Source organism: Pseudomonas sp. BNK-30 (assembly GCF_047456185.1).
Lineage (GTDB): Bacteria > Pseudomonadota > Gammaproteobacteria > Pseudomonadales > Pseudomonadaceae > Aquipseudomonas > Aquipseudomonas putida_E.
This window is the reverse complement of sequence record NZ_CP179904.1, coordinates 5,435,563-5,453,730: the sequence shown is the minus strand read 5'-3', so window position 1 is coordinate 5,453,730 and position 18,168 is coordinate 5,435,563. Positions and strand designations below refer to the sequence as shown.

The following is an 18,168-nucleotide window of genomic DNA, read 5'->3' as shown; positions in this document are numbered from 1 at the left end:
TATTATAAGGGGATTCGAACGCCCGTCAAGGCTTAATTTCAATAAACCTTGATATCGCCTAAAACAAAGCGGGGAGGCCTGTCGGCCTCCCCGCTTCGCTTCTCACGCTTTAAAGGCTAGGGAAGGCAAATTGCGACGCCTCATGGCTCGCACGCTGCGGCCAGCGCTGGGTAATCGCCTTGCGACGGGTATAGAACCGTACCCCATCCGGGCCATAAGCATGCAGGTCGCCAAACAGCGAGCGCTTCCAGCCACCAAAGCTGTGGTACGCCACAGGCACCGGCAGCGGCACGTTCACACCAACCATGCCCACTTCGATCTCGTCACAGAACAGGCGTGCCGCCTCACCATCACGGGTAAAGATACAGGTCCCGTTACCATACTCGTGATCATTGATCAGCTGCATGGCCTGCTCCAGGCTGTTCACACGCACCACGCACAGCACAGGGCCGAAGATCTCTTCTTTATAGATGCGCATCTCTGGCGTCACCTTGTCGAACAGGGTGCCACCCACGAAGTAGCCGTCTTCATTACCCGCCACACGGAAACCACGGCCATCCACCACCAGCTTGGCGCCAGCAGCAACACCGTCATCGATGTAACCCACTACCTTGTCACGGGCAGCAGCAGTCACCAGCGGCCCCATGTCCAGGCCGCACGAGGTGCCGGCACCGATCTTGAGCGCCTTGATCTGCGGCTCCAGCTTGGCGATCAGCGCATCGGCAACCTGGTCGCCCACACACACCGCCACCGAAATAGCCATGCAACGCTCGCCGCACGAACCGTAGGCAGCGCCCATCAGTGCGCTGACGGCGTTGTCCAGGTCGGCATCCGGCATCAGCACTGCGTGGTTCTTAGCGCCACCCAAGGCTTGCACGCGCTTGCCGCGCTTGGTGCCTTCGGCATAAATGTACTCGGCGATCGGGGTCGAGCCAACAAAGCTCAGCGCTTTCACTTCCGGCGCCTCGATCAGCGCGTCCACAGCTTCCTTGTCACCGTGCACCACGTTGAGGATACCCTTGGGCAGGCCGGCCTCCAGCAGCAACTGGGCAATGTACAAGGTCGAACTCGGGTCACGCTCGGACGGCTTGAGGATAAAGGCGTTACCGCAAGCGATGGCCAACGGGTACATCCACAGGGGGACCATGGCCGGGAAGTTGAACGGCGTAATACCGGCGACCACGCCCAGCGGCTGGAAGTCGGACCAGGCATCGATGTTCGGGCCGACGTTACGGCTGTATTCACCCTTGAGCACCTCAGGCGCTGCGCAGGCGAACTCGACGTTCTCGATACCGCGCTTGAGTTCGCCTGCCGCGTCTTCCAGCGTCTTGCCATGCTCTTCGCTGATCATCTGCGAGATGCGTGCTTCGTTCTGCTCCAGCAGTTGCTTGAAGCGGAACATCACCTGGGCACGCTTGGCCGGCGGGGTGTTGCGCCAGGCCGGGAATGCAGCCTTGGCAGAGTCGATCGCTTCCTGAACGGTCGCGCGGCTGGCCAGCTCGACCTTGCGTACTGCCTGGCCAGTGGACGGGTTGAAGACATCGGCGGTGCGCTCACCCTTGGAAACCAGCTCGCCGTGGATCAGGTGCTGAACAATGCTCATGCAAAACTCCAGATAAAGAAGGTTGATGCTGGCGCGCAAACAGCTCACGCGCCTTACGTCAGAATCGGAAAGATCAGTCGATCTTGTTCAGCGCTTCACCGACCGCGTCGAACAGACGGTCCAGTTCCTGCGGCTGTGTATTGAACGTTGGGCCAAACTGCAAGGTGTCGCCGCCAAAGCGCACGTAGAAGCCGGCTTGCCACAGCTTCATCGCGGCTTCATACGGACGGACAATGGCATCGCCATCGCGGGCAGCGATCTGGATCGCGCCGGCCAGGCCGTAGTTACGGATATCGACGACGTTCTTGGTGCCCTTCACGCCGTGCAACAGCTTCTCGAAGTGCGGCGCCAGCTCGGCGGCGGACTGCACCAGATTTTCCTTCTGCAGCAGGTCCAGCGCGGCGATACCGGCGGCACAGGCTACCGGGTGGGCCGAGTAGGTATAGCCGTGCGGGAATTCCACAGCGTATTCCGGGGTCGGCTGGTTCATGAAGGTCTGGTAGATCTCGCTGCTGGCGATCACCGCGCCCATCGGAATGGCGCCGTTGGTGACCTGCTTGGCGATGCACATAAGGTCAGGGGTCACGCCAAAGGCCTCAGAACCCGTCATGGCGCCCATGCGACCGAAGCCGGTGATCACTTCGTCGAAGATCAGCAGGATATTGTGCTGGGTGCAGATTTCACGCAGGCGCTTCAGGTAGCCCTTAGGCGGCGGCAGTACGCCAGCCGAACCCGCAAGCGGCTCGACAATCACAGCTGCGATGTTCGACGCATCGTGCAGTTCGATCAGCTTGAGCATTTCATCAGCCAGGGCGATGCCGCCCTCTTCCGGCAGGCCTTTGGAGAAGGCATTGACCGGCAGCACAGTGTGCGGCAAATGGTCGACGTCCAGTAGCTGGCCAAACATCTTGCGGTTGCCGTTTACGCCACCCAGGCTGGTACCGGCGATGTTCACACCGTGGTAACCACGGGCACGGCCAATGATTTTGGTCTTGGTGGCCTGGCCCTTCAGGCGCCAGTAGGCGCGGACCATCTTCAGCGCGGTATCGGCGCACTCGGAACCGGAGTTGGTATAAAAGACGTGATTCAGGTCACCGGGGGTCAGCGCGGTGATCTTCTCGGCCAACTGGAACGAAAGCGGGTGACCGAACTGGAAGGCAGGGGAGTAATCCAGGGTGCCGAGCTGACGTGCAACCGCCTCGGTGATTTCCTTGCGGGTATGCCCGGCACCACAGGTCCACAGGCCCGACAAGGCATCGAAGATCCTGCGCCCTTTGTCATCGACCAGGTAATTGCCTTCGGCCGCCACGATCAGCCGTGGGTCGCGATGGAAATTGCGGTTGGCGGTGTAAGGCATCCAGTGCGCATCCAGCTTGAGCTGGCTTGCGATACCGGCAGGAGCGGTTTCGGGCATGTTCATCGGCGGTTCCTCGAAAAACGAATAGGCAACGATGGATGTTGTTGCAGCTAAATTCGCACGTGGATAAAGTCTGAAAAAGACTACATTTCTAATCTTCAGGTAGCGCAAGACTAAACTTATGAGCCGACGCCCCGACCCACTCGCCCAAGTCAGCGATTTCGACATCCGCCTGCTGAAGATCTACCGCAGCGTGGTCGAGTGCGGCGGCTTCTCGGCTGCCGAAAACGTGCTGGGCATTGGCCGCTCGGCCATCAGCCAGCAGATGAATGACCTGGAGCAACGCCTGGGCCTGCGCCTGTGCCAGCGTGGCCGCGCCGGTTTTTCGCTGACCGAGGAGGGCCGCGAGGTTTACCACTCGGCCCTGCAACTGCTCAGTGCGCTGGAAACCTTCCGTACCGAAGTCAACGGCCTGCACCAGCATCTGCGCGGGGAGCTGAACATCGGTTTGACCGACAACCTGGTGACCCTGCCGCACATGCGCATCACCCATGCATTGGCCGAACTCAAGGATCGCGGCCCCGAGGTGCGCATCCAGATCCGCATGATCGCCCCAAGCCAGGTCGAGCAGGGTGTGCTCGATGGCAGCCTGCATGTCGGCGTGGTGCCGCAGACCAGCCCGCTATCCGGCCTTGAGTACCAACCGCTGTACAGCGAACGCTCGCTGCTCTATTGCGCGGTTGGCCATCCGCTGTTCTATGCCGACGATCAACAGATCGACGAAGCCCGCCTCAACAGCCAGGAGGCGATCGCTCCGACCTTCCGCTTGCCCGCCGAAATTCAGGCCCATTATCAGGCCCTGAACTGCACCGCCAGCGCCTCGGACCGTGAGGGCATGGCATTTCTGATCCTTACCGGCCGCTACATCGGCTACCTGCCCGACCACTACGCCACGTTCTGGGTTCAGCAAGGTCGCCTGCGCGCCCTCAAGCCCTCGCAGCGCTTCTATGACCTGAGCCTGAGCTGGGTAACGCGCAAGGGCCGGCGGCCGAACCTGGTACTGGAAAGCTTCCTTGAAAGCCTGGCTGCGACACGCTGATGCCTGCTTGTGACGCTAATGCTTGTTACTTGAGCGCAGGAAGGTAATCTTGTCCGACATCCGTTGCCACAGACCTGTACGGAATCGTCCATGACCCTAGAAGTCCCTGCGCATCGCCTATCCGCCTCGGGCAAGCCCGCTGGCCGCATCCGCCAGAAGAACGAACAGGCCATCATCCAGGCCGCCGAAGACGAGTTCGCCCGCCATGGCTTCAAGGGCACCAGCATGAACACCATTGCGCTGAAGGCCGGTTTGCCCAAGGCCAACCTGCATTACTACTTCACCAACAAGCTCGGCCTGTACATTGCCGTGTTGAGCAACATCATCGAGCTCTGGGACAGCACCTTCAACGCCTTGAGCGTCGATGACGATCCCGGTGCTGCGTTGAGCCATTACATCCGCACCAAGATGGAATTCTCCCGGCGCAATCCGCAAGCCTCGCGGATCTTCGCCATGGAGGTGATCAGCGGAGGCACTTGCCTGACCGAGTACTTCAGCGCCGACTACCGCGAGTGGTTCCGGGGCCGGGCGGCGGTGTTCGAGGCCTGGATCGCGGCAGGCAAGATGGACCCGGTAGACCCGGTTCACCTGATATTCCTGCTATGGGGCAGCACCCAGCACTATGCCGACTTCGCCACCCAGATCTGCCAGGTGACCGGCCGCAGCCGCCTGACCAAGCAAGACATGGAAGATGCGAGCAACAACCTTATCCACATCATCCTCAAGGGGTGCGGCATCGCGCCGAGTGCCTGACATCGACTTATGCCTTCTACCCTGCTCGACCTCTGCGAGTTTCGCGAGGAAATCCGCAAAAGCCGCTTCATTACCCTCGCCGGCCCGATATCCAGTGCCGCCGAGGCGATGGGTTTCATTGAACGCCATAGCGACCCGGCTGCCACGCACAACTGCTGGGCCTGGAAGCTGGGCGGGCAATACCGCAGCAGCGATGACGGCGAACCCGGCGGCACGGCCGGCAGGCCAATCCTGGCTGCTATCGAAGCCCAGGACTGTGACCAGGTCGTGGTATTGGTGATCCGCTGGTACGGCGGCATCCAGCTAGGCACCGGCGGCCTGGCCCGGGCTTATGGTGGCGGTGCCAACAAGTGCCTGCAGCAGGCGCCGAAAAGGCTGCTGGTGCAACGCAGCGAGTACCGCTGCAGCTGCAGCTTCAGCGAACTGGCCCTGGTCAAACTGCGCCTGGCAGAAGTCGACGCGTTGGTGCTGGAAGAACGGTTCACCGCCAACGGGGTGGATCTGCACATTGCGGTAGGCGAAGCACACATCGGCGCGCTGCAACAGCAACTGGCCGACCTCAGCCGCGGGCGCATCCTCTTGGAAGCCTGCTGACCTTTGCCCACAACAACTGTGGGCCTGCCTGTGGATAAGCTTGGGGCACTCTGATGCAGGCCACGCCCATCAAGGCCTGCAGAGCATTGAGCGTTTTTTGACCACTGCATGATGAAAAGCTCGACCCGCTGAGCTGTCAAGAGTTATCCCCAATCGTCAAGCGTATAACACTACGGCCGCTTGGTAGTTTGCACACATTAACTGTGGAATAGCCTGTGGATAACCCGTTAGCCAACAAGCGAAGCACCCGGGCGCACACAGCCAAACGCCGTTGCTCATTTCTTGACCAGTGTTGATGCGGCGCATGACGCCAGGCTGAAGTATGCTCAAATCCTTTTCTTCTACCGCGACAGGAATGCTCCTATGACCACTCCACGAACTGCCCTCATCATCGGCGCCTCCCGCGGGCTTGGCCTTGGCCTGGTGCAGCGCCTTCACGAAGATGGCTGGAACATTACAGCCACGGTGCGTGACCCGCAAAAAACCGGCGCACTCGGCGAAGTGCCTGGGGTGCGCGTCGAGCAGCTGGAAATGAACGACACCGCACAGCTCGATGGCCTGAAGCAGCGCCTGCATGGCGAAGTCTTCGACCTGGTGTTCGTCAATGCCGGCGTCATGGGGCCGCTGCCGCAGGACCTGGAAACCGTGCAGCGCAGTGAAATCGGCGACCTGTTCATGACCAACGCCGTGGCGCCGATCCGCGTCGCCCGACGCCTGGCCGGCCAGGTGCGTGAAGGCTCGGGCGTGTTGGCGTTCATGAGCTCGATCCTGGGTAGCGTGACCATCCCCGACGGTGGCGAGGTCTGCCTGTACAAGGCCAGCAAGGCCGCCCTGAACTCGATGATCAACAGCTTCGTGGTCGATCTGCAGCGACCTGGCCTTTGCGTATTGGCCATGCACCCGGGTTGGGTAAAGACCGACATGGGCGGCGAGAACGCCGAAATCGACGTACTCACCAGTACCCAAGGCATGCTCGAACAGATCAAGGCGCAAAGCGGCAATGGCGGGCTGCGCTTCATCAATTACAAGGGCGAATCGCTCGTCTGGTGAGTTGAACCTGATCGGTGGTTGAAACAATGCAGGGCCAGGCCGGGCGCAATGCCCGGCCTGGCCCTGTAGAATGGCGGCAACCGTACCTGATTTGAGAACACCCACTATGTATGAATGGTTGAACGCCCTGCCCAAGGCTGAACTGCACCTGCACCTGGAAGGCTCACTGGAACCCGAGCTGCTGTTCGCCCTGGCCGAGCGCAACAAGATCGCCCTGCCCTGGAACGACGTCGAAGCCCTGCGTAGCGCTTACGCCTTCAACAATCTGCAGGAATTCCTCGACCTTTATTACCAAGGTGCGGACGTGCTGCGCACTGAGCAGGACTTCTACGACCTGACCTGGGCCTACCTGCAGCGCTGCAAGGCGCAGAATGTCATCCACACCGAACCGTTCTTCGACCCACAGACCCACACTGACCGTGGCATCCCGTTCGAAGTGGTGCTCAATGGTATCAACCAGGCACTCAAGGATGGTCGTGAGCAGCTGGGTATCAGCAGCGGCCTCATCCTGAGCTTCCTGCGCCACCTGAGCGAAGAAGAAGCACAGAAAACCTTGGACCAGGCCCTGCCCTTCCGCGACGCGTTCATCGCGGTAGGCCTGGACAGCTCCGAGAAAGGCCACCCGCCGAGCAAGTTCCAGCGCGTCTTCGACCGTGCCCGCAGCGAAGGCTTCGAGGCCGTGGCCCACGCTGGCGAGGAAGGACCACCCGAGTACATCTGGGAAGCCCTCGACCTGCTCAAGATCAAGCGCATCGACCATGGCGTGCGCGCCATGGAAGACGAGCGCCTGATGCAACGCATCATCGACGAGCAGATCCCGCTCACCGTGTGCCCACTGTCCAATACCAAACTCTGTGTGTTCGACCACATGAGCCAGCACAACATCCTCGACATGCTCGAGCGCGGCGTGAAAGTGACCGTGAACTCGGATGACCCCGCCTACTTCGGCGGCTACGTCACCGAAAACTTCCATGCCTTGCACACTCACCTGGGCATGACCGAAGACCAGGCTCGCCGCCTCGCGCAGAACAGCCTGGACGCACGGTTGGTCTGACCGGACACGGCGTTGCGGTTACCCCACCTGCAACGTCGGAACGCGGGCAATGCGATTGATCTGCTGAATCCCCAGGGCCGAGATCTGCAATGCCCGCGTATTCTCGGCCTCACGTATCCATCCCGATTGCAGGAACAAGGTGAGCAAGGCCTGCCCCAGGCTACCGCCAAGATGAGGCCCCTGGTCGCTCCACTCATTACAGTGGCAGATCACGCAACCGCGCTGCTGCTGAGGTGCCAGTGCATCGATATAGACGCCAATGCTTGCCAACTGCGCCCGGCCCTTCTCACTGACCATCATCTGATGCACGCTGCCCTCCAGCCAGCCTGCTACCACCAATCGGTGATAGAGCTCACCGGCCAGCTCGCCGCCCAGGTGATCAGCGCAGCGACGCGCCCGGCGCATCGACATTGGCATCGGCAGCGGCTTGGCCTGCGCGCCCCTGTCATTACCCAGTTGCACACTGGCCAAGGCTTCTACGGCTGCGCCCACCTGGGGCGTCGCCAGCCGGAAGTAACGCTTGCGACCGCGCGCCTCAAGCCTGAGCAGGCCTGCCGAAGACAGCAATGACAAATGGGCGCAGGCCGAGGAGGAGGTCAACCCAGCCATCATCGCCAGCTCATCGGTCGGTCGCGGCGTGCCATCAATCAGCGCCCACAACATGGCGCTCCGCTTGGGGTCGGCCATCAGGCCGGCAATCTGACTGATACTGCTGACTGTATTCATGTCCCTTTAACTCCCTGCAAGATCACATCTGAATTCCAATGGCCAACATTGGCAACGCCGATTGCCCCCTAGCTGCTACCGGCCTGGCACCGGGGTCAGTATAAGCCGCATGAAAGCCCGCTCTAGCAGCCGTGCAGACAGACCTGTGGGTCAAAGGGGGATGGGTAGGGCAACCCTTGATCCATTGAGATAGGCGAACGGCCCCCGCCTCAGTTTTAGGTGACAGGCATCAGACCGCGAAATAAAGGGGAAGAAACAACGCACGAGGAAGAATGGCCCCGTGCGGGCAGCGACTCTGCCGACAGCGCCGTTCCATAAATAGCGCAAATAAAAGCGAAGGTTCGACACCCTGCAGAAATTGCATCTGGAAGCGTCCGACGCCCCTGCCGGAAAATGCCCTGACCGCCAGTCAGGACACCCATTCATGCCCTGGCACCACGTAACCGCAGCGCTACACTTGACCCGCTCTCCCCACCATTCGGAGGTATGCCGCGATGGAGATTATCGTCAGTGCGTCCAACCGCAACCCCAACTGCCCCTGGGAGGTCAGGCTCGACCAGCATGTGGTGAGCTTCCGCAGCGAAGCAGAAGCACGTGCCTTCGTCGTCACGCTGGAAGCCCGTTTGCGCGCGCCTCACCCGCTCAAGCCGGACGCGTGGCCTGCAAGCGCCGGGTCAACAGCGCAACACTGACCACCAGTGCCCCGCACAGGCTGATTACCAACGCCATGGGCACTGCACTGCCGTCATGCAGCAGGCTGACCAAAGCTGCCGCGCCTGCGGCGACGCTGAATTGCAGGCACCCCATCAAGGCCGAGGCGCTGCCGGCGCGTGCGCCCTGGCCGCTCATGGCGCACGCCGAAGCATTGGGGATGATGCAGCCCAGGCTGGCGATGCAGATGAACAGCGGCACCAGCAATGGCCATAGTTCAGCCGGGCGCAGCGCTGCTACAGCGAGCAACGCCAGGGCCGCGACCAGGTACAGCCAGACGGCACGCACCAGCAGGAAGGCCGGACCACGCTTAGCCAGCATGCGCGCGTTGATCTGCGCCACCAGGATGAAACCTGCCGCATTGGTACCGAACAGCCAGCCGTAGTGTTCGGCCGGCACACCGTAGAGCTTGATGAACACGAAAGGTGAACCCGCGATGTAGGCAAACATACCTGCGATGGCGATCCCCCCTGTAAGGGCATGGCCAAAGAACGTGCGGTCAGCCAACAACCGCACGTACTGGCGCAATGCGCCGGATAAAGGCTGGCGTGGCATATGCGCGGGTAAGCTCTCGGGCAACCCCAGGCCGACCGCCACCAGGCAAGCAGCGCTGAACAGGCTCAATGTCAGGAAAATCGACTGCCAACCAGCCAGGTTAACCAGTACGCCGCCGAGCATCGGCGCCAGAATGGGCGCCAACCCCATCACCAGCATCAGTTGTGAGAACACTTTGGCCGACGCCACCGGGTCGCACTTGTCGCTGACGATGGCCCGTGACAACACCATGCCGGCGCAGCCGCCCAACGCCTGGACGAAGCGTGCCAGGATCAGCGTGTCGAGGTTAGGCGCGTAGGCACAGGCCAGCGACGCCAGGGTAAACAGCGCTACGCCGAACAGCAGCGGTTTGCGCCGGCCAAAGCGGTCGGCCATCGGCCCATAGGCCAGTTGCCCCAGCGACAAGCCGAGGAAGTAGGCAGCCAGAGTGGTCTGGACATGTTTTTCGTCGGTGGCGAACGCCTGCGCCATGGCCGGGAAGGCGGGCAGGTAGAAGTCGATCGCCAGCGGCCCGAACGCACTGAGTGCGCCCAGGATAAGCACCATTCGCAGGTTCATCAGGAATCCATAGCAGGCTAAGCAAGTGCGTAAGTCTACCTGCAGTGGACAGTATCAGCATGAAAACATTTGCAACAAAACAGGGCCGCAAACACGGCCCCTTCCAACTCAAGCCACCTCAGCCTGGTAGCCCTCTTCACGAATCGCAGCCAGCAACTGCTCAGCACCCAGAGCGCTCTGCACACGCACCTGCTTGCCGGCCAGGTCGACCTCGACCTGGGCGTTTGCATCCTGTTCCTGCACCGCGCGGGTCACCGCCTTAACGCAGTGGCCACAAGTCATGCCTTGTACGTTGAACACTTGCATGGGTGTTGCCTCCTTCAGGGTTTAACTCAGTTTCAAGCTTGCCATCGGGGCAAGGTCAAGTTCTGCATCCAACGGCCGGGCTGGAAATCCGCACCAACCTCGGCCAAGCTGCGCCTTTGACGATTCGGCAAGCAGGAGATTCTTCATGTTCAGGACAGCACTGGGCGTTGTCGGGCTATTGGGCACGCTGGCCGCGGTGCCACCGGCAAGCGCCGAAGGCAACTCGGACTACAGCGTGCTGATCATTTCACGCGAACGCCTGGAAGTGGCCACCAGCTGCGAAATCGGTGTCTACCTCAACGACCAGCTTTCCGGGCGCGTGTTCCAGGAACAGTCGACCTCTTTCAACCTGCCGCCCGGCCCTGTTGACGTACGCTTGCGCCTGCTGCCGGGGCAGATGCCCGGCTGCGCGCCCGGCCTGGAAGACCAGCGCAGCACGCGACTGACCCTGCAGGCGGGCCAGATCAACAAGTACCGCATTGCCATGGGCCACAATGGGCTGGTATTGAGGCGAGCCAACCTGGACTATTGACCTTCCCCACATGGCAAGGTTGATGCTGGTGGCCTGTCCAAGGAGGAGAGCCATGCCCGCATCCACTGTATTCGACCTGCCGATCGCCGGCATGACCTGCGCCAGCTGTGCTGGCCGTGTCGAGCGCGCTTTGCGCAAGGTCAGCGGCGCTGAACAGGTCAGCGTCAACCTCGCCAACGAACAGGCCAGGGTCCAGGCCCCGGCCGGCAGCCTGCCCGCCCTGGTCGAGGCTGTGCGCGGCGCCGGATACGAGGTACCGACCCGCACCGTAGAGCTACAGATCGATGGCATGACCTGCGCCAGTTGCGTCGGCCGTGTCGAGCGCGCGCTCGGTAAACTACCGGGCGTTGAGCAGGTCAGTGTCAACCTTGCCAACGAACGTGCCCACCTTCAGGTGCTGCAGGGCGTTGATGACAACCTGCTGCTCGGCGCGGTCGAAAAGGCCGGCTACAGTGCCAGCCTGCCGCTGTCGGTCAACAATGACCAGGAAGCCGTCCAGCGCCGCCTGCGCAACGAACGTCTGGCCGTCGGCGCTGCCCTTTTGCTGGCCCTGCCCCTGGTGTTGCCGATGCTGCTTCAACCGTTTGGTCTGCACTGGATGCTGCCGGCCTGGGCGCAATTCGCGCTGGCCACCCCCGTGCAGTTCATCCTTGGCGCACGCTTTTATGTGGCGGCCTACAAGGCTGTGCGCGCCGGCACCGGCAACATGGACCTGCTGGTCGCGCTGGGCACCAGTGCCGGTTACGGTCTTAGCCTGTACCAATGGGCCAAGGCCTCTGCCGGGATGGCCCCGCACCTGTACTTCGAGGCATCGGCGGTGGTGATCGCCCTGGTGTTGCTGGGCAAGTACCTGGAAAGCCGGGCCAAACGCCAGACCGCCAGCGCCATACGGGCCCTCGAAGCGCTGCGCCCAGAGCATGCAGTGAGGGTGGTCAATGGCCATGAAGAAGACGTTGCAATTGCCCAATTGCGGCTCGGTGACCTGGTGCTGGTCAAGCCAGGGGAGCGCTTCCCGGTCGATGGTGAAGTGGAAGAAGGCAGCAGCCACGCCGACGAAGCCCTGATCAGCGGCGAGAGCCTGCCAGTGCCCAAGCAACCCGGCGATAGCGTTACCGGCGGCGCGATCAACGGCGAGGGCCGGCTGCTGGTGCGCACCAGGGCATTGGGCACAGAAACCGTGCTGGCCCGCATCATCCGCCTGGTCGAAGACGCCCAGGCGGCCAAGGCGCCCATCCAGAAACTGGTGGACCGGGTCAGCCAGATCTTCGTCCCGGCCGTGCTGGTCATCGCACTGCTGACCCTGATCGGTTGGTCGCTGGCCGGCGCCCCCCTGGAGACCGCGCTGATCAATGCCGTCGCCGTGCTGGTGATTGCCTGCCCTTGCGCCCTTGGCCTGGCCACACCTGCAGCGATCATGGCGGGTACAGGCGTTGCCGCGCGCCACGGCATCCTGATCAAGGACGCCGAGGCGCTGGAGCGCGCACATGCGGTGAACCGCGTGGTGTTCGACAAAACCGGAACGCTCACCTCCGGCAGCCCGCGCGTTGTCCACAGCCAGGCCCTGGTCGGTGATAGTGCCGAGTTGCACCGCCTGGCGGGGGCCCTGCAACGTGGCAGCGAACACCCCTTGGCCAAGGCGGTACTCGACGCCTGCACCGAGCAAGGCCTAAAGGTTCCCACGGTAGCCGACAGCCAGTCGCTTACCGGCCGCGGCATCGCTGGCCGGGTGGAAGGCCGCGAACTGGCGCTGGGCAACCGGCGCCTGCTCGACGAGTGCAACCTGCAACCCGGCGCCCTCGCCACAGAAGCACAGGCCTGGGAAGCAGAAGGCCGTACCCTGTCCTGGCTGATTGAACGAGGCGCACAACCTCGCGTGCTGGGGCTGTTCGCCTTCGGCGACAGCATCAAGCCCGGTGCCGAACAGGCCATCGCAGCCCTGCGCAAGCGCCATATCAGCAGCCACCTGCTGACCGGCGACAATCGTGGCAGCGCCAAGGTGGTAGCCGATACCCTCGGCATCGACGACGTGCACGCCGAAGTGCTGCCAGCCGACAAGGCCGCCACGGTAGCCGAACTGAAAAAGCACGGTGTGGTGGCGATGGTCGGCGACGGTATCAACGATGCCCCAGCGCTTGCCGCCGCCGATATCGGCATCGCCATGGGCGGGGGCACCGACGTGGCCATGCAGGCAGCCGGCATCACACTGATGCGTGGCGACCCACGCCTGGTGCCTGCCGCCCTGGAAATCAGCCGCAAGACCTATGCGAAAATTCGCCAGAACCTGTTCTGGGCATTCATCTATAACCTCATCGGCATCCCACTGGCCGCACTGGGTTACCTGAACCCGGTACTGGCCGGTGCCGCCATGGCGCTGTCCAGCGTCAGCGTGGTGAGCAATGCCTTGTGGCTCAAGACCTGGAAACCCACCAGCACCTCGCAGGAGGCCCCATGAATATCGGCCAGGCCGCCCGCCGCAGCGGGCTCAGCACCAAGATGATCCGCTATTACGAAGCCATAGGCCTGCTCAAACCGGCCACCCGCAGCGACAGCGGCTACCGCCTGTACCAGCCAGAGGACCTGCACAGCCTGGCCTTCATCAAGCGCTCACGCGACCTGGGGTTTTCCCTGGAAGAGGTGGGCAAGCTGCTGACCCTGTGGCAGGACCGGCAACGCGCCAGCGCTGATGTGAAGGCTCTGGCTCTGCAACACATCGATGAACTGAACCGGCGCATTGAGGAGTTGGCCAGCCTGCGTGACACATTGAGCGAACTGGTAGCCCACTGCAAAGGCAATGACCGGCCTGACTGCCCGATACTCAAAGATCTCGCACAAGGGGGCGAGTGCTGTCACTGACGCGTTTGACCACCACGCCCAGACATTTGGTATGCCATATTAGCCTGAAGCCGACCGAATAGTCGCCAAATGCGCCTAGACCCAATAAATACGGGCATTTTCATTCAAAAAAACCCGGACGCTGCCGATACAGTTTCTACCTGCCTCGCGTGTCGAAAAAAATAAATTCCGGGAGCGTCGATGAACATCAAACAGAAACTGACCTGGGCATTCGCGGTCATCGCCGCACTGCCCATCGTCCTCGTAGCCACCTTGGTGGTCATCAACCTGCGCGGCGAAGCCCGCGAGGATTTTCTTGACGGCAGCAGCCGGGAAATCCGCCAGGTCAGTAACGCGATGAACCTGTTTTTCCAGGGCATCACCCAGAACGTCGACTACCTGGCCAGCCTCCCGCAGGTCACCGGTAGCAGCGACAACGTCAAGAAACACATAGGCGCCGACGCCGCGCAAATCACCCCGAGCGAACAGGACAAGACACTGTTCGAGCTGTTCACGCGCCTGGCCAAGAGCCATCCGGACTACGCCTACGTGTCCTATGGCCTGCAAGACGGCGGCTACGCCTTCTGGCCAGGCGACCCGAACATGAGCAACTACGACCCGCGCACCCGCCCCTGGTACCAGGCGGCCATGGCCAACCCTGGCAAGACCCTGCGCACCGCCCCTTACTACTGGGCCGGCGACGATGCCGTATTGGTCAGCACCGTGCGTACCGTTGCCAACCAGCTGGGCAGCCCCGGTGGCGTGGTCAACATCGACGTATCGCTCAAGGGCCTGACCGAGATCGTCCAGCAGATCAAGCTGGGCGAAAGCGGCTACCTGATCCTCATGGAAAACAACGGTAACGTGATGGTCGACCCGCGCGATGCCAGTCACAACTTCAAACAGCTGGCCAGCTTCGGCGACGGTTATGCCGAGCTGGCCAAGGCCGGCAAGGGTTTGGCTGAAGTCGACATTGGCGGCGTGCGCTACATGGCCAACGTCTACCCCGACGAAAAACTCGGCTGGACCTTCATAGGCCTGATCCAACAAAGCGAAGTGATGCAAACCACTACCCGCCTGACCTGGCTCATCGGCGGCGTCGCGCTGGTGCTGGCCGCGCTGTTCGCCGTGGTCGGTGCCACTTTCGCCAAACTCATCGTGCGCCCCATCAACAGTGTTTCCAGTGGCCTGGAAGACATCGCCCAGGGCGAAGGCGACCTGACCCGCAACCTGGAGGTGCGTGGGCGTGATGAAACCGCGCAACTGGCCGGCTGGTTCAACCAGTTCCTCAGTGCCATCCGCAGCCTGATCCAGCACATCGGCGCGGCGGCGAGCAAGATCCTCAGCACGTCCACCAGCTCCACTCAGGTTTCAAGCGACATGGCCGAGGCCGCCGGGCGCCAGCGCGAAGCGGTGGACATGGTGTCCACCGCATTCCACGAAATGGTCGCCACCGCCAACGAGGTTGCCCGCTCCTGCAGCCAGGCCGCGCAATCGGCCGACAGCGGCCAGCAACAGGCCCGCGAAGGCCAGCAGCAGATCGATGCGGCCGTCAGCAGTGTCGACCGGCTGAGCCAGGAGATCGAGCAATCGGCGCAGTCGATTCAGCAGTTGGAGCGCGACAGCAATGCCATTCAGTCGATCCTCGGTACCATTCGCTCGATTGCCGAACAGACCAACCTGCTGGCGCTCAATGCTGCGATCGAAGCCGCCCGCGCCGGCGAACAGGGCCGTGGGTTTGCGGTAGTTGCCGACGAGGTCCGGGCGCTGGCCAAGCGCACCGCCGATTCCACTGCTGAAATCGACGGGCTGCTTGGCAACCTGGCCAGCCGTACCGCCGAAGTGGCCGAGCAGATGCATGCCAGCCTGGAAGTGTCGCAGCAGTCGGTCAGCCGCATTGGCCTGGCCCGCGACAGCTTTGGCCAGATACGCGAGTCGGTGGACATCATCCGCGACATGAACACGCAGATCGCCACCGCAGCGGAAGAACAGCACCAGGTTGCCGAAGACATCAACCGCCATATCAGCCAGATTCACGGTGATGCGCAGCTGGTGGCCGACCTGGCTCAGGCGGCGCGGCAGGACTCGGAAAGCCTGGCCGGGTTGTCCAATGAGCTGGATTCGCTGGTACGACGCTTCCGTACCTGACCGGTTGTCTGCACCGGCCTCTTCGCGAGTTATCGGGAAGAGGCCGGTACCCCTGCTACAACGTCAACTCACCCGGTGTCGAGCCAAACAATTGCTTGAAGGCGGCGATATAGGCCGACGTCGAGTCATAGCCACAGCCCAGCGCCGCTTCGGTCACGCTCGCCCCCGTCTCCAGCAGCGCCAGCGACGACAATAGCCGCATGCGTTGACGCCAGTTGCGAAAACTCAACCCCGTCTCTCGCTGAAAAAGGCGCATGAGGGTCTTCTCCGAGCACTGCAGTTGGCGGGCCCACTGCTGCAGGGTCTGCACCTGATCCGGCGCGGCTATCAGGCTGTTGCACAGCGCCAGCAAGCCTGTATGCCGTGGCAGTGGCAGGGAAAACCCCACTTCAGGCAACGTACGAAGCTGGTCGAGCAGCACCGAGACCAAGCGGCCTTCCACGCTGTCGCCTTCGGGATAGTGCGGCGGGAACACGCAAAACTGCTTTATCAACTCACGCGCCAGCGGGGTCACTTCCAATACCCGGCACTGCGCCGAAGCCCACGGGCAAGCGTCGCGGCGAATGTACAGGCTGCGCATTTCCGCCCGCCCGGACGTCACCACTTCATGTTCGGCGTCGGCAGGGATCCACACGCCCCACTGCGGCGGCGCGAAATAGCTGCCATCACGCGTGTAGACACCCAGCACGCCGCTGATCGCATAGGAAAACTGCACCCAGTCGTGGCTGTGGCGGGTGGTCCAGGAGCCGGCCCCCAAGCTTTCAGCACGGGCATAGAGCGGCCTGGGCAAATGGACCAGGGCAGGGATGGCGCGGGGGTGTCCTATAATCGGCATGGTGAGTTCTTGTAGTTCTGACCAGACAAGCCTAACACCCGCCATCGCGACCCTGCAGCCCTTCAGGCAGTTACCGCTCGACGATCACTGTCACCCCTTGCCCGCCCGCCGCGCAGATCGAAATCAAGCCTCGCCCCTTCCCTGCCGTCGCCAGCAGTTTGGCGAGGTTTGCCAGGATCCGCCCCCCGGTCGCCGCAAACGGGTGCCCTGCCGCCAATGAGCTGCCTTTGACGTTGAGCTTGCTCCGATCGATCGCACCCAGGGGGGCATCCAGCCCCAGCCGCTCGCGGCAGAACTCGGCACTCTCCCAGGCCTTGAGCGTGCACAGCACCTGGGCAGCAAATGCCTCATGGATCTCGTAGTAATCGAAGTCTTGCAGGGTAAGGCCATTGCGCGCCAGAAGCCGCGGCACCGCATAGGCCGGCGCCATCAGCAGCCCTTCCTGGCCCTTGACGAAGTCCACCGCAGCAGTCTCGCCATCGACCAGATAGGCCAGCACCGGCAGGCCCTGTGCCTGCGCCCACTCCTCTGTGCCCAGCAGCACCAGCGACGCACCATCGGTCAGCGGTGTGGAATTGCCTGCTGTGAGTGTGCCCAAGCCACTGCGGTCGAACGCGGGCTTGAGCTTGCTCAACTGCGCAAGGGTCAAGTCCGGCCGCAGGTTGTTGTCGCGCGTAAGGCCCAGAAACGGTGTCAGCAGGTCATCCTGCCAACCCTCGGCGTAGGCCGCTGCCAGATGCTGATGGCTAAGCAGAGCCAGCTCATCCTGCTCGGCGCGACCGATCTGCCAGGCCTGGGCCATGCGCTCGCAGTGTTCGCCCATCGACAACCCGGTACGCGGCTCGCCATTGCGTGGCAGCTCGGGCTTGAGATGGCCCGGGCGCAACTGTAGGAAGGGCTTCAAACGCTCGCCCAGAGTCCTGCCGCGGTTGGCCTGCAGCAAGATGCGCCGCAACCCCTCATTGACCCCGATCGGGGCATCGGATGTGGTGTCGACGCCACCGGCGATACCGCTGTCGATCTGCCCGAGGGCAATCTTGTTGGCCACCAGCAGGGCAGCCTCCAGCCCGGTACCGCACGCCTGCTGAATATCGTAGGCCGGTGTCTGCGGCGACAGCCGCGAACCGAGCACGCATTCGCGGGTCAGGCTCATGTCGCGCGAATGCTTGAGCACCGCACCGGCCACTACTTCACCCAGGCGCAAACCGTGCAGGCGGTAGCGTTCTGTCAGGCCCTCCAGCGTGACCGTGAGCATCGCCTGGTTGCTGACAGTGGCGTAGGCACCGTTGGAGCGGGCGAAAGGGATTCGGTTGCCGCCCAGAATCGCGACCCGGCGAAGTGAACGCATGCGTAAATTCCTCCTGAAACAATTCGATCCGAACAGCCTAGGTGTTTTTGCCGCATTCGAACGACCTCTTCACAAAGTTGGTCCACACTTCAATGCTTGCCTTCAGG

General features: G+C 62.3%; 17 protein-coding genes and 1 pseudogene. 11 read left to right on the top strand and 7 right to left on the bottom strand.

The features are described 5' to 3' along the window. Positions 1-109 precede the first annotated feature (109 nt). Together ACMGGN_RS25295 and ACMGGN_RS25290 are read right to left on the bottom strand one after the other, a co-directional pair. On the bottom strand, positions 110-1,603 hold the full coding sequence (locus ACMGGN_RS25295; RefSeq protein ID WP_012316366.1) for a CoA-acylating methylmalonate-semialdehyde dehydrogenase: 1,494 nt from the start codon (positions 1,601-1,603) through the stop codon (positions 110-112). A gap of 73 nt (positions 1,604-1,676) precedes the next feature. Beyond that, positions 1,677-3,023 carry an aspartate aminotransferase family protein gene (locus ACMGGN_RS25290; protein WP_046787872.1) on the bottom strand — a complete coding sequence of 449 codons (1,347 nt, stop codon included), beginning with the start codon at positions 3,021-3,023 and terminating at the stop codon, positions 1,677-1,679. 118 nt (positions 3,024-3,141) lie between these two features. On the opposite strand from ACMGGN_RS25290, the gene ACMGGN_RS25285 reads away from it, so the two are divergent. The 5 genes from ACMGGN_RS25285 (at position 3,142) to ACMGGN_RS25265 (ending at position 7,510) form a co-directional block, all read left to right on the top strand. Continuing rightward, positions 3,142-4,059 (top strand): LysR family transcriptional regulator, encoded by a 918-nt coding sequence (locus ACMGGN_RS25285; protein WP_012316368.1) that lies wholly within the window; start codon positions 3,142-3,144, stop codon positions 4,057-4,059. A gap of 90 nt (positions 4,060-4,149) precedes the next feature. Continuing rightward, positions 4,150-4,812, top strand: coding sequence for a TetR/AcrR family transcriptional regulator (locus tag ACMGGN_RS25280; protein WP_046787871.1), 663 nt, complete (start codon positions 4,150-4,152; stop codon positions 4,810-4,812). A 9-nt stretch (positions 4,813-4,821) separates the two neighbouring features. Continuing rightward, complete coding sequence (locus tag ACMGGN_RS25275; protein ID WP_119687807.1) at positions 4,822-5,406, top strand: IMPACT family protein; 585 nt, start codon at positions 4,822-4,824, stop codon at positions 5,404-5,406. A 363-nt stretch (positions 5,407-5,769) separates the two neighbouring features. Further along, entirely contained in the window at positions 5,770-6,456 is a 687-nt protein-coding gene (locus tag ACMGGN_RS25270; RefSeq protein WP_115273817.1) for an SDR family oxidoreductase, read from the top strand. 106 nt (positions 6,457-6,562) lie between these two features. Next, positions 6,563-7,510 carry an adenosine deaminase gene (locus ACMGGN_RS25265; RefSeq protein ID WP_119687808.1) on the top strand — a complete coding sequence of 316 codons (948 nt, stop codon included), beginning with the start codon at positions 6,563-6,565 and terminating at the stop codon, positions 7,508-7,510. A gap of 18 nt (positions 7,511-7,528) precedes the next feature. On the opposite strand, the gene ACMGGN_RS25260 is transcribed toward ACMGGN_RS25265, so the two are convergent. Further along, positions 7,529-8,236, bottom strand: coding sequence for an ArsR/SmtB family transcription factor (locus ACMGGN_RS25260; RefSeq protein ID WP_046787867.1), 708 nt, complete (start codon positions 8,234-8,236; stop codon positions 7,529-7,531). 494 nt (positions 8,237-8,730) lie between these two features. On the opposite strand from ACMGGN_RS25260, the gene ACMGGN_RS25255 reads away from it, so the two are divergent. Next, entirely contained in the window at positions 8,731-8,928 is a 198-nt protein-coding gene (locus ACMGGN_RS25255) for a hypothetical protein (RefSeq protein WP_080952191.1), read from the top strand. On the opposite strand, the gene ACMGGN_RS25250 is transcribed toward ACMGGN_RS25255, so the two are convergent. Continuing rightward, entirely contained in the window at positions 8,879-10,060 is a 1,182-nt protein-coding gene (locus tag ACMGGN_RS25250; RefSeq protein ID WP_115273815.1) for a multidrug effflux MFS transporter, read from the bottom strand. The two genes, ACMGGN_RS25255 and ACMGGN_RS25250, sit on opposite strands and share 50 nt — an antisense overlap. A gap of 108 nt (positions 10,061-10,168) precedes the next feature. Continuing rightward, positions 10,169-10,366, bottom strand: a complete 198-nt coding sequence (locus ACMGGN_RS25245; protein ID WP_046787865.1) for a heavy-metal-associated domain-containing protein — start codon at positions 10,364-10,366, stop codon at positions 10,169-10,171. A 145-nt stretch (positions 10,367-10,511) separates the two neighbouring features. Here ACMGGN_RS25245 and ACMGGN_RS25240 point away from each other — a divergent pair, with 145 nt between their 5' ends. The 5 genes and pseudogenes from ACMGGN_RS25240 to ACMGGN_RS25220 all read left to right on the top strand — a co-directional run bounded on the left by ACMGGN_RS25240 (position 10,512) and on the right by ACMGGN_RS25220 (position 15,878). Beyond that, positions 10,512-10,898: a hypothetical protein gene (locus tag ACMGGN_RS25240; RefSeq protein ID WP_046787864.1), complete on the top strand. Its 387-nt coding sequence runs from the start codon at positions 10,512-10,514 to the stop codon at positions 10,896-10,898. Between the two features lie 52 nt (positions 10,899-10,950). Then, positions 10,951-13,350, top strand: a complete 2,400-nt coding sequence (locus ACMGGN_RS25235) for a heavy metal translocating P-type ATPase (RefSeq protein WP_346641036.1) — start codon at positions 10,951-10,953, stop codon at positions 13,348-13,350. Next, positions 13,347-13,751, top strand: coding sequence for a Cu(I)-responsive transcriptional regulator (cueR, locus tag ACMGGN_RS25230; protein ID WP_046787862.1), 405 nt, complete (start codon positions 13,347-13,349; stop codon positions 13,749-13,751). The genes ACMGGN_RS25235 and cueR overlap by 4 nt, the downstream gene beginning before the upstream one ends. Before the next feature lie 180 nt (positions 13,752-13,931). Continuing rightward, positions 13,932-15,020, top strand: a pseudogene (locus ACMGGN_RS25225) (cache domain-containing protein); the annotation flags it as partial. A 90-nt stretch (positions 15,021-15,110) separates the two neighbouring features. Next, positions 15,111-15,878, top strand: coding sequence for a methyl-accepting chemotaxis protein (locus tag ACMGGN_RS25220; protein ID WP_371928103.1), 768 nt, complete (start codon positions 15,111-15,113; stop codon positions 15,876-15,878). A gap of 55 nt (positions 15,879-15,933) precedes the next feature. Here ACMGGN_RS25220 and ACMGGN_RS25215 read toward each other — a convergent pair whose 3' ends face one another. Both ACMGGN_RS25215 and ACMGGN_RS25210 read right to left on the bottom strand, forming a co-directional pair. Continuing rightward, positions 15,934-16,713, bottom strand: coding sequence for an AraC family transcriptional regulator (locus ACMGGN_RS25215; RefSeq protein WP_046787860.1), 780 nt, complete (start codon positions 16,711-16,713; stop codon positions 15,934-15,936). Positions 16,714-16,783: 70 nt separating this feature from the next. After that, positions 16,784-18,061 carry an acetyl-CoA C-acetyltransferase gene (locus ACMGGN_RS25210; protein ID WP_125925040.1) on the bottom strand — a complete coding sequence of 426 codons (1,278 nt, stop codon included), beginning with the start codon at positions 18,059-18,061 and terminating at the stop codon, positions 16,784-16,786. Between the last annotated feature and the right edge of the window lie 107 nt (positions 18,062-18,168).

Coding starts and splice junctions, on each gene's coding strand:
- ACMGGN_RS25275 (WP_119687807.1), top strand. CDS start 4,822: ATGCCTTCTACCCTGCTCGACCTCTGCGAGTTTCGCGAGGAAATCCGC.
- cueR (WP_046787862.1), top strand. CDS start 13,347: ATGAATATCGGCCAGGCCGCCCGCCGCAGCGGGCTCAGCACCAAGATG.
- ACMGGN_RS25215 (WP_046787860.1), bottom strand. CDS start 16,713: ATGCCGATTATAGGACACCCCCGCGCCATCCCTGCCCTGGTCCATTTG.
- ACMGGN_RS25235 (WP_346641036.1), top strand. CDS start 10,951: ATGCCCGCATCCACTGTATTCGACCTGCCGATCGCCGGCATGACCTGC.
- ACMGGN_RS25270 (WP_115273817.1), top strand. CDS start 5,770: ATGACCACTCCACGAACTGCCCTCATCATCGGCGCCTCCCGCGGGCTT.
- ACMGGN_RS25285 (WP_012316368.1), top strand. CDS start 3,142: ATGAGCCGACGCCCCGACCCACTCGCCCAAGTCAGCGATTTCGACATC.
- ACMGGN_RS25280 (WP_046787871.1), top strand. CDS start 4,150: ATGACCCTAGAAGTCCCTGCGCATCGCCTATCCGCCTCGGGCAAGCCC.
- ACMGGN_RS25260 (WP_046787867.1), bottom strand. CDS start 8,236: ATGAATACAGTCAGCAGTATCAGTCAGATTGCCGGCCTGATGGCCGAC.
- ACMGGN_RS25265 (WP_119687808.1), top strand. CDS start 6,563: ATGTATGAATGGTTGAACGCCCTGCCCAAGGCTGAACTGCACCTGCAC.
- ACMGGN_RS25210 (WP_125925040.1), bottom strand. CDS start 18,061: ATGCGTTCACTTCGCCGGGTCGCGATTCTGGGCGGCAACCGAATCCCT.
- ACMGGN_RS25240 (WP_046787864.1), top strand. CDS start 10,512: ATGTTCAGGACAGCACTGGGCGTTGTCGGGCTATTGGGCACGCTGGCC.
- ACMGGN_RS25290 (WP_046787872.1), bottom strand. CDS start 3,023: ATGAACATGCCCGAAACCGCTCCTGCCGGTATCGCAAGCCAGCTCAAG.
- ACMGGN_RS25250 (WP_115273815.1), bottom strand. CDS start 10,060: ATGAACCTGCGAATGGTGCTTATCCTGGGCGCACTCAGTGCGTTCGGG.
- ACMGGN_RS25245 (WP_046787865.1), bottom strand. CDS start 10,366: ATGCAAGTGTTCAACGTACAAGGCATGACTTGTGGCCACTGCGTTAAG.
- ACMGGN_RS25220 (WP_371928103.1), top strand. CDS start 15,111: ATGGCCGAGGCCGCCGGGCGCCAGCGCGAAGCGGTGGACATGGTGTCC.
- ACMGGN_RS25255 (WP_080952191.1), top strand. CDS start 8,731: ATGGAGATTATCGTCAGTGCGTCCAACCGCAACCCCAACTGCCCCTGG.
- ACMGGN_RS25295 (WP_012316366.1), bottom strand. CDS start 1,603: ATGAGCATTGTTCAGCACCTGATCCACGGCGAGCTGGTTTCCAAGGGT.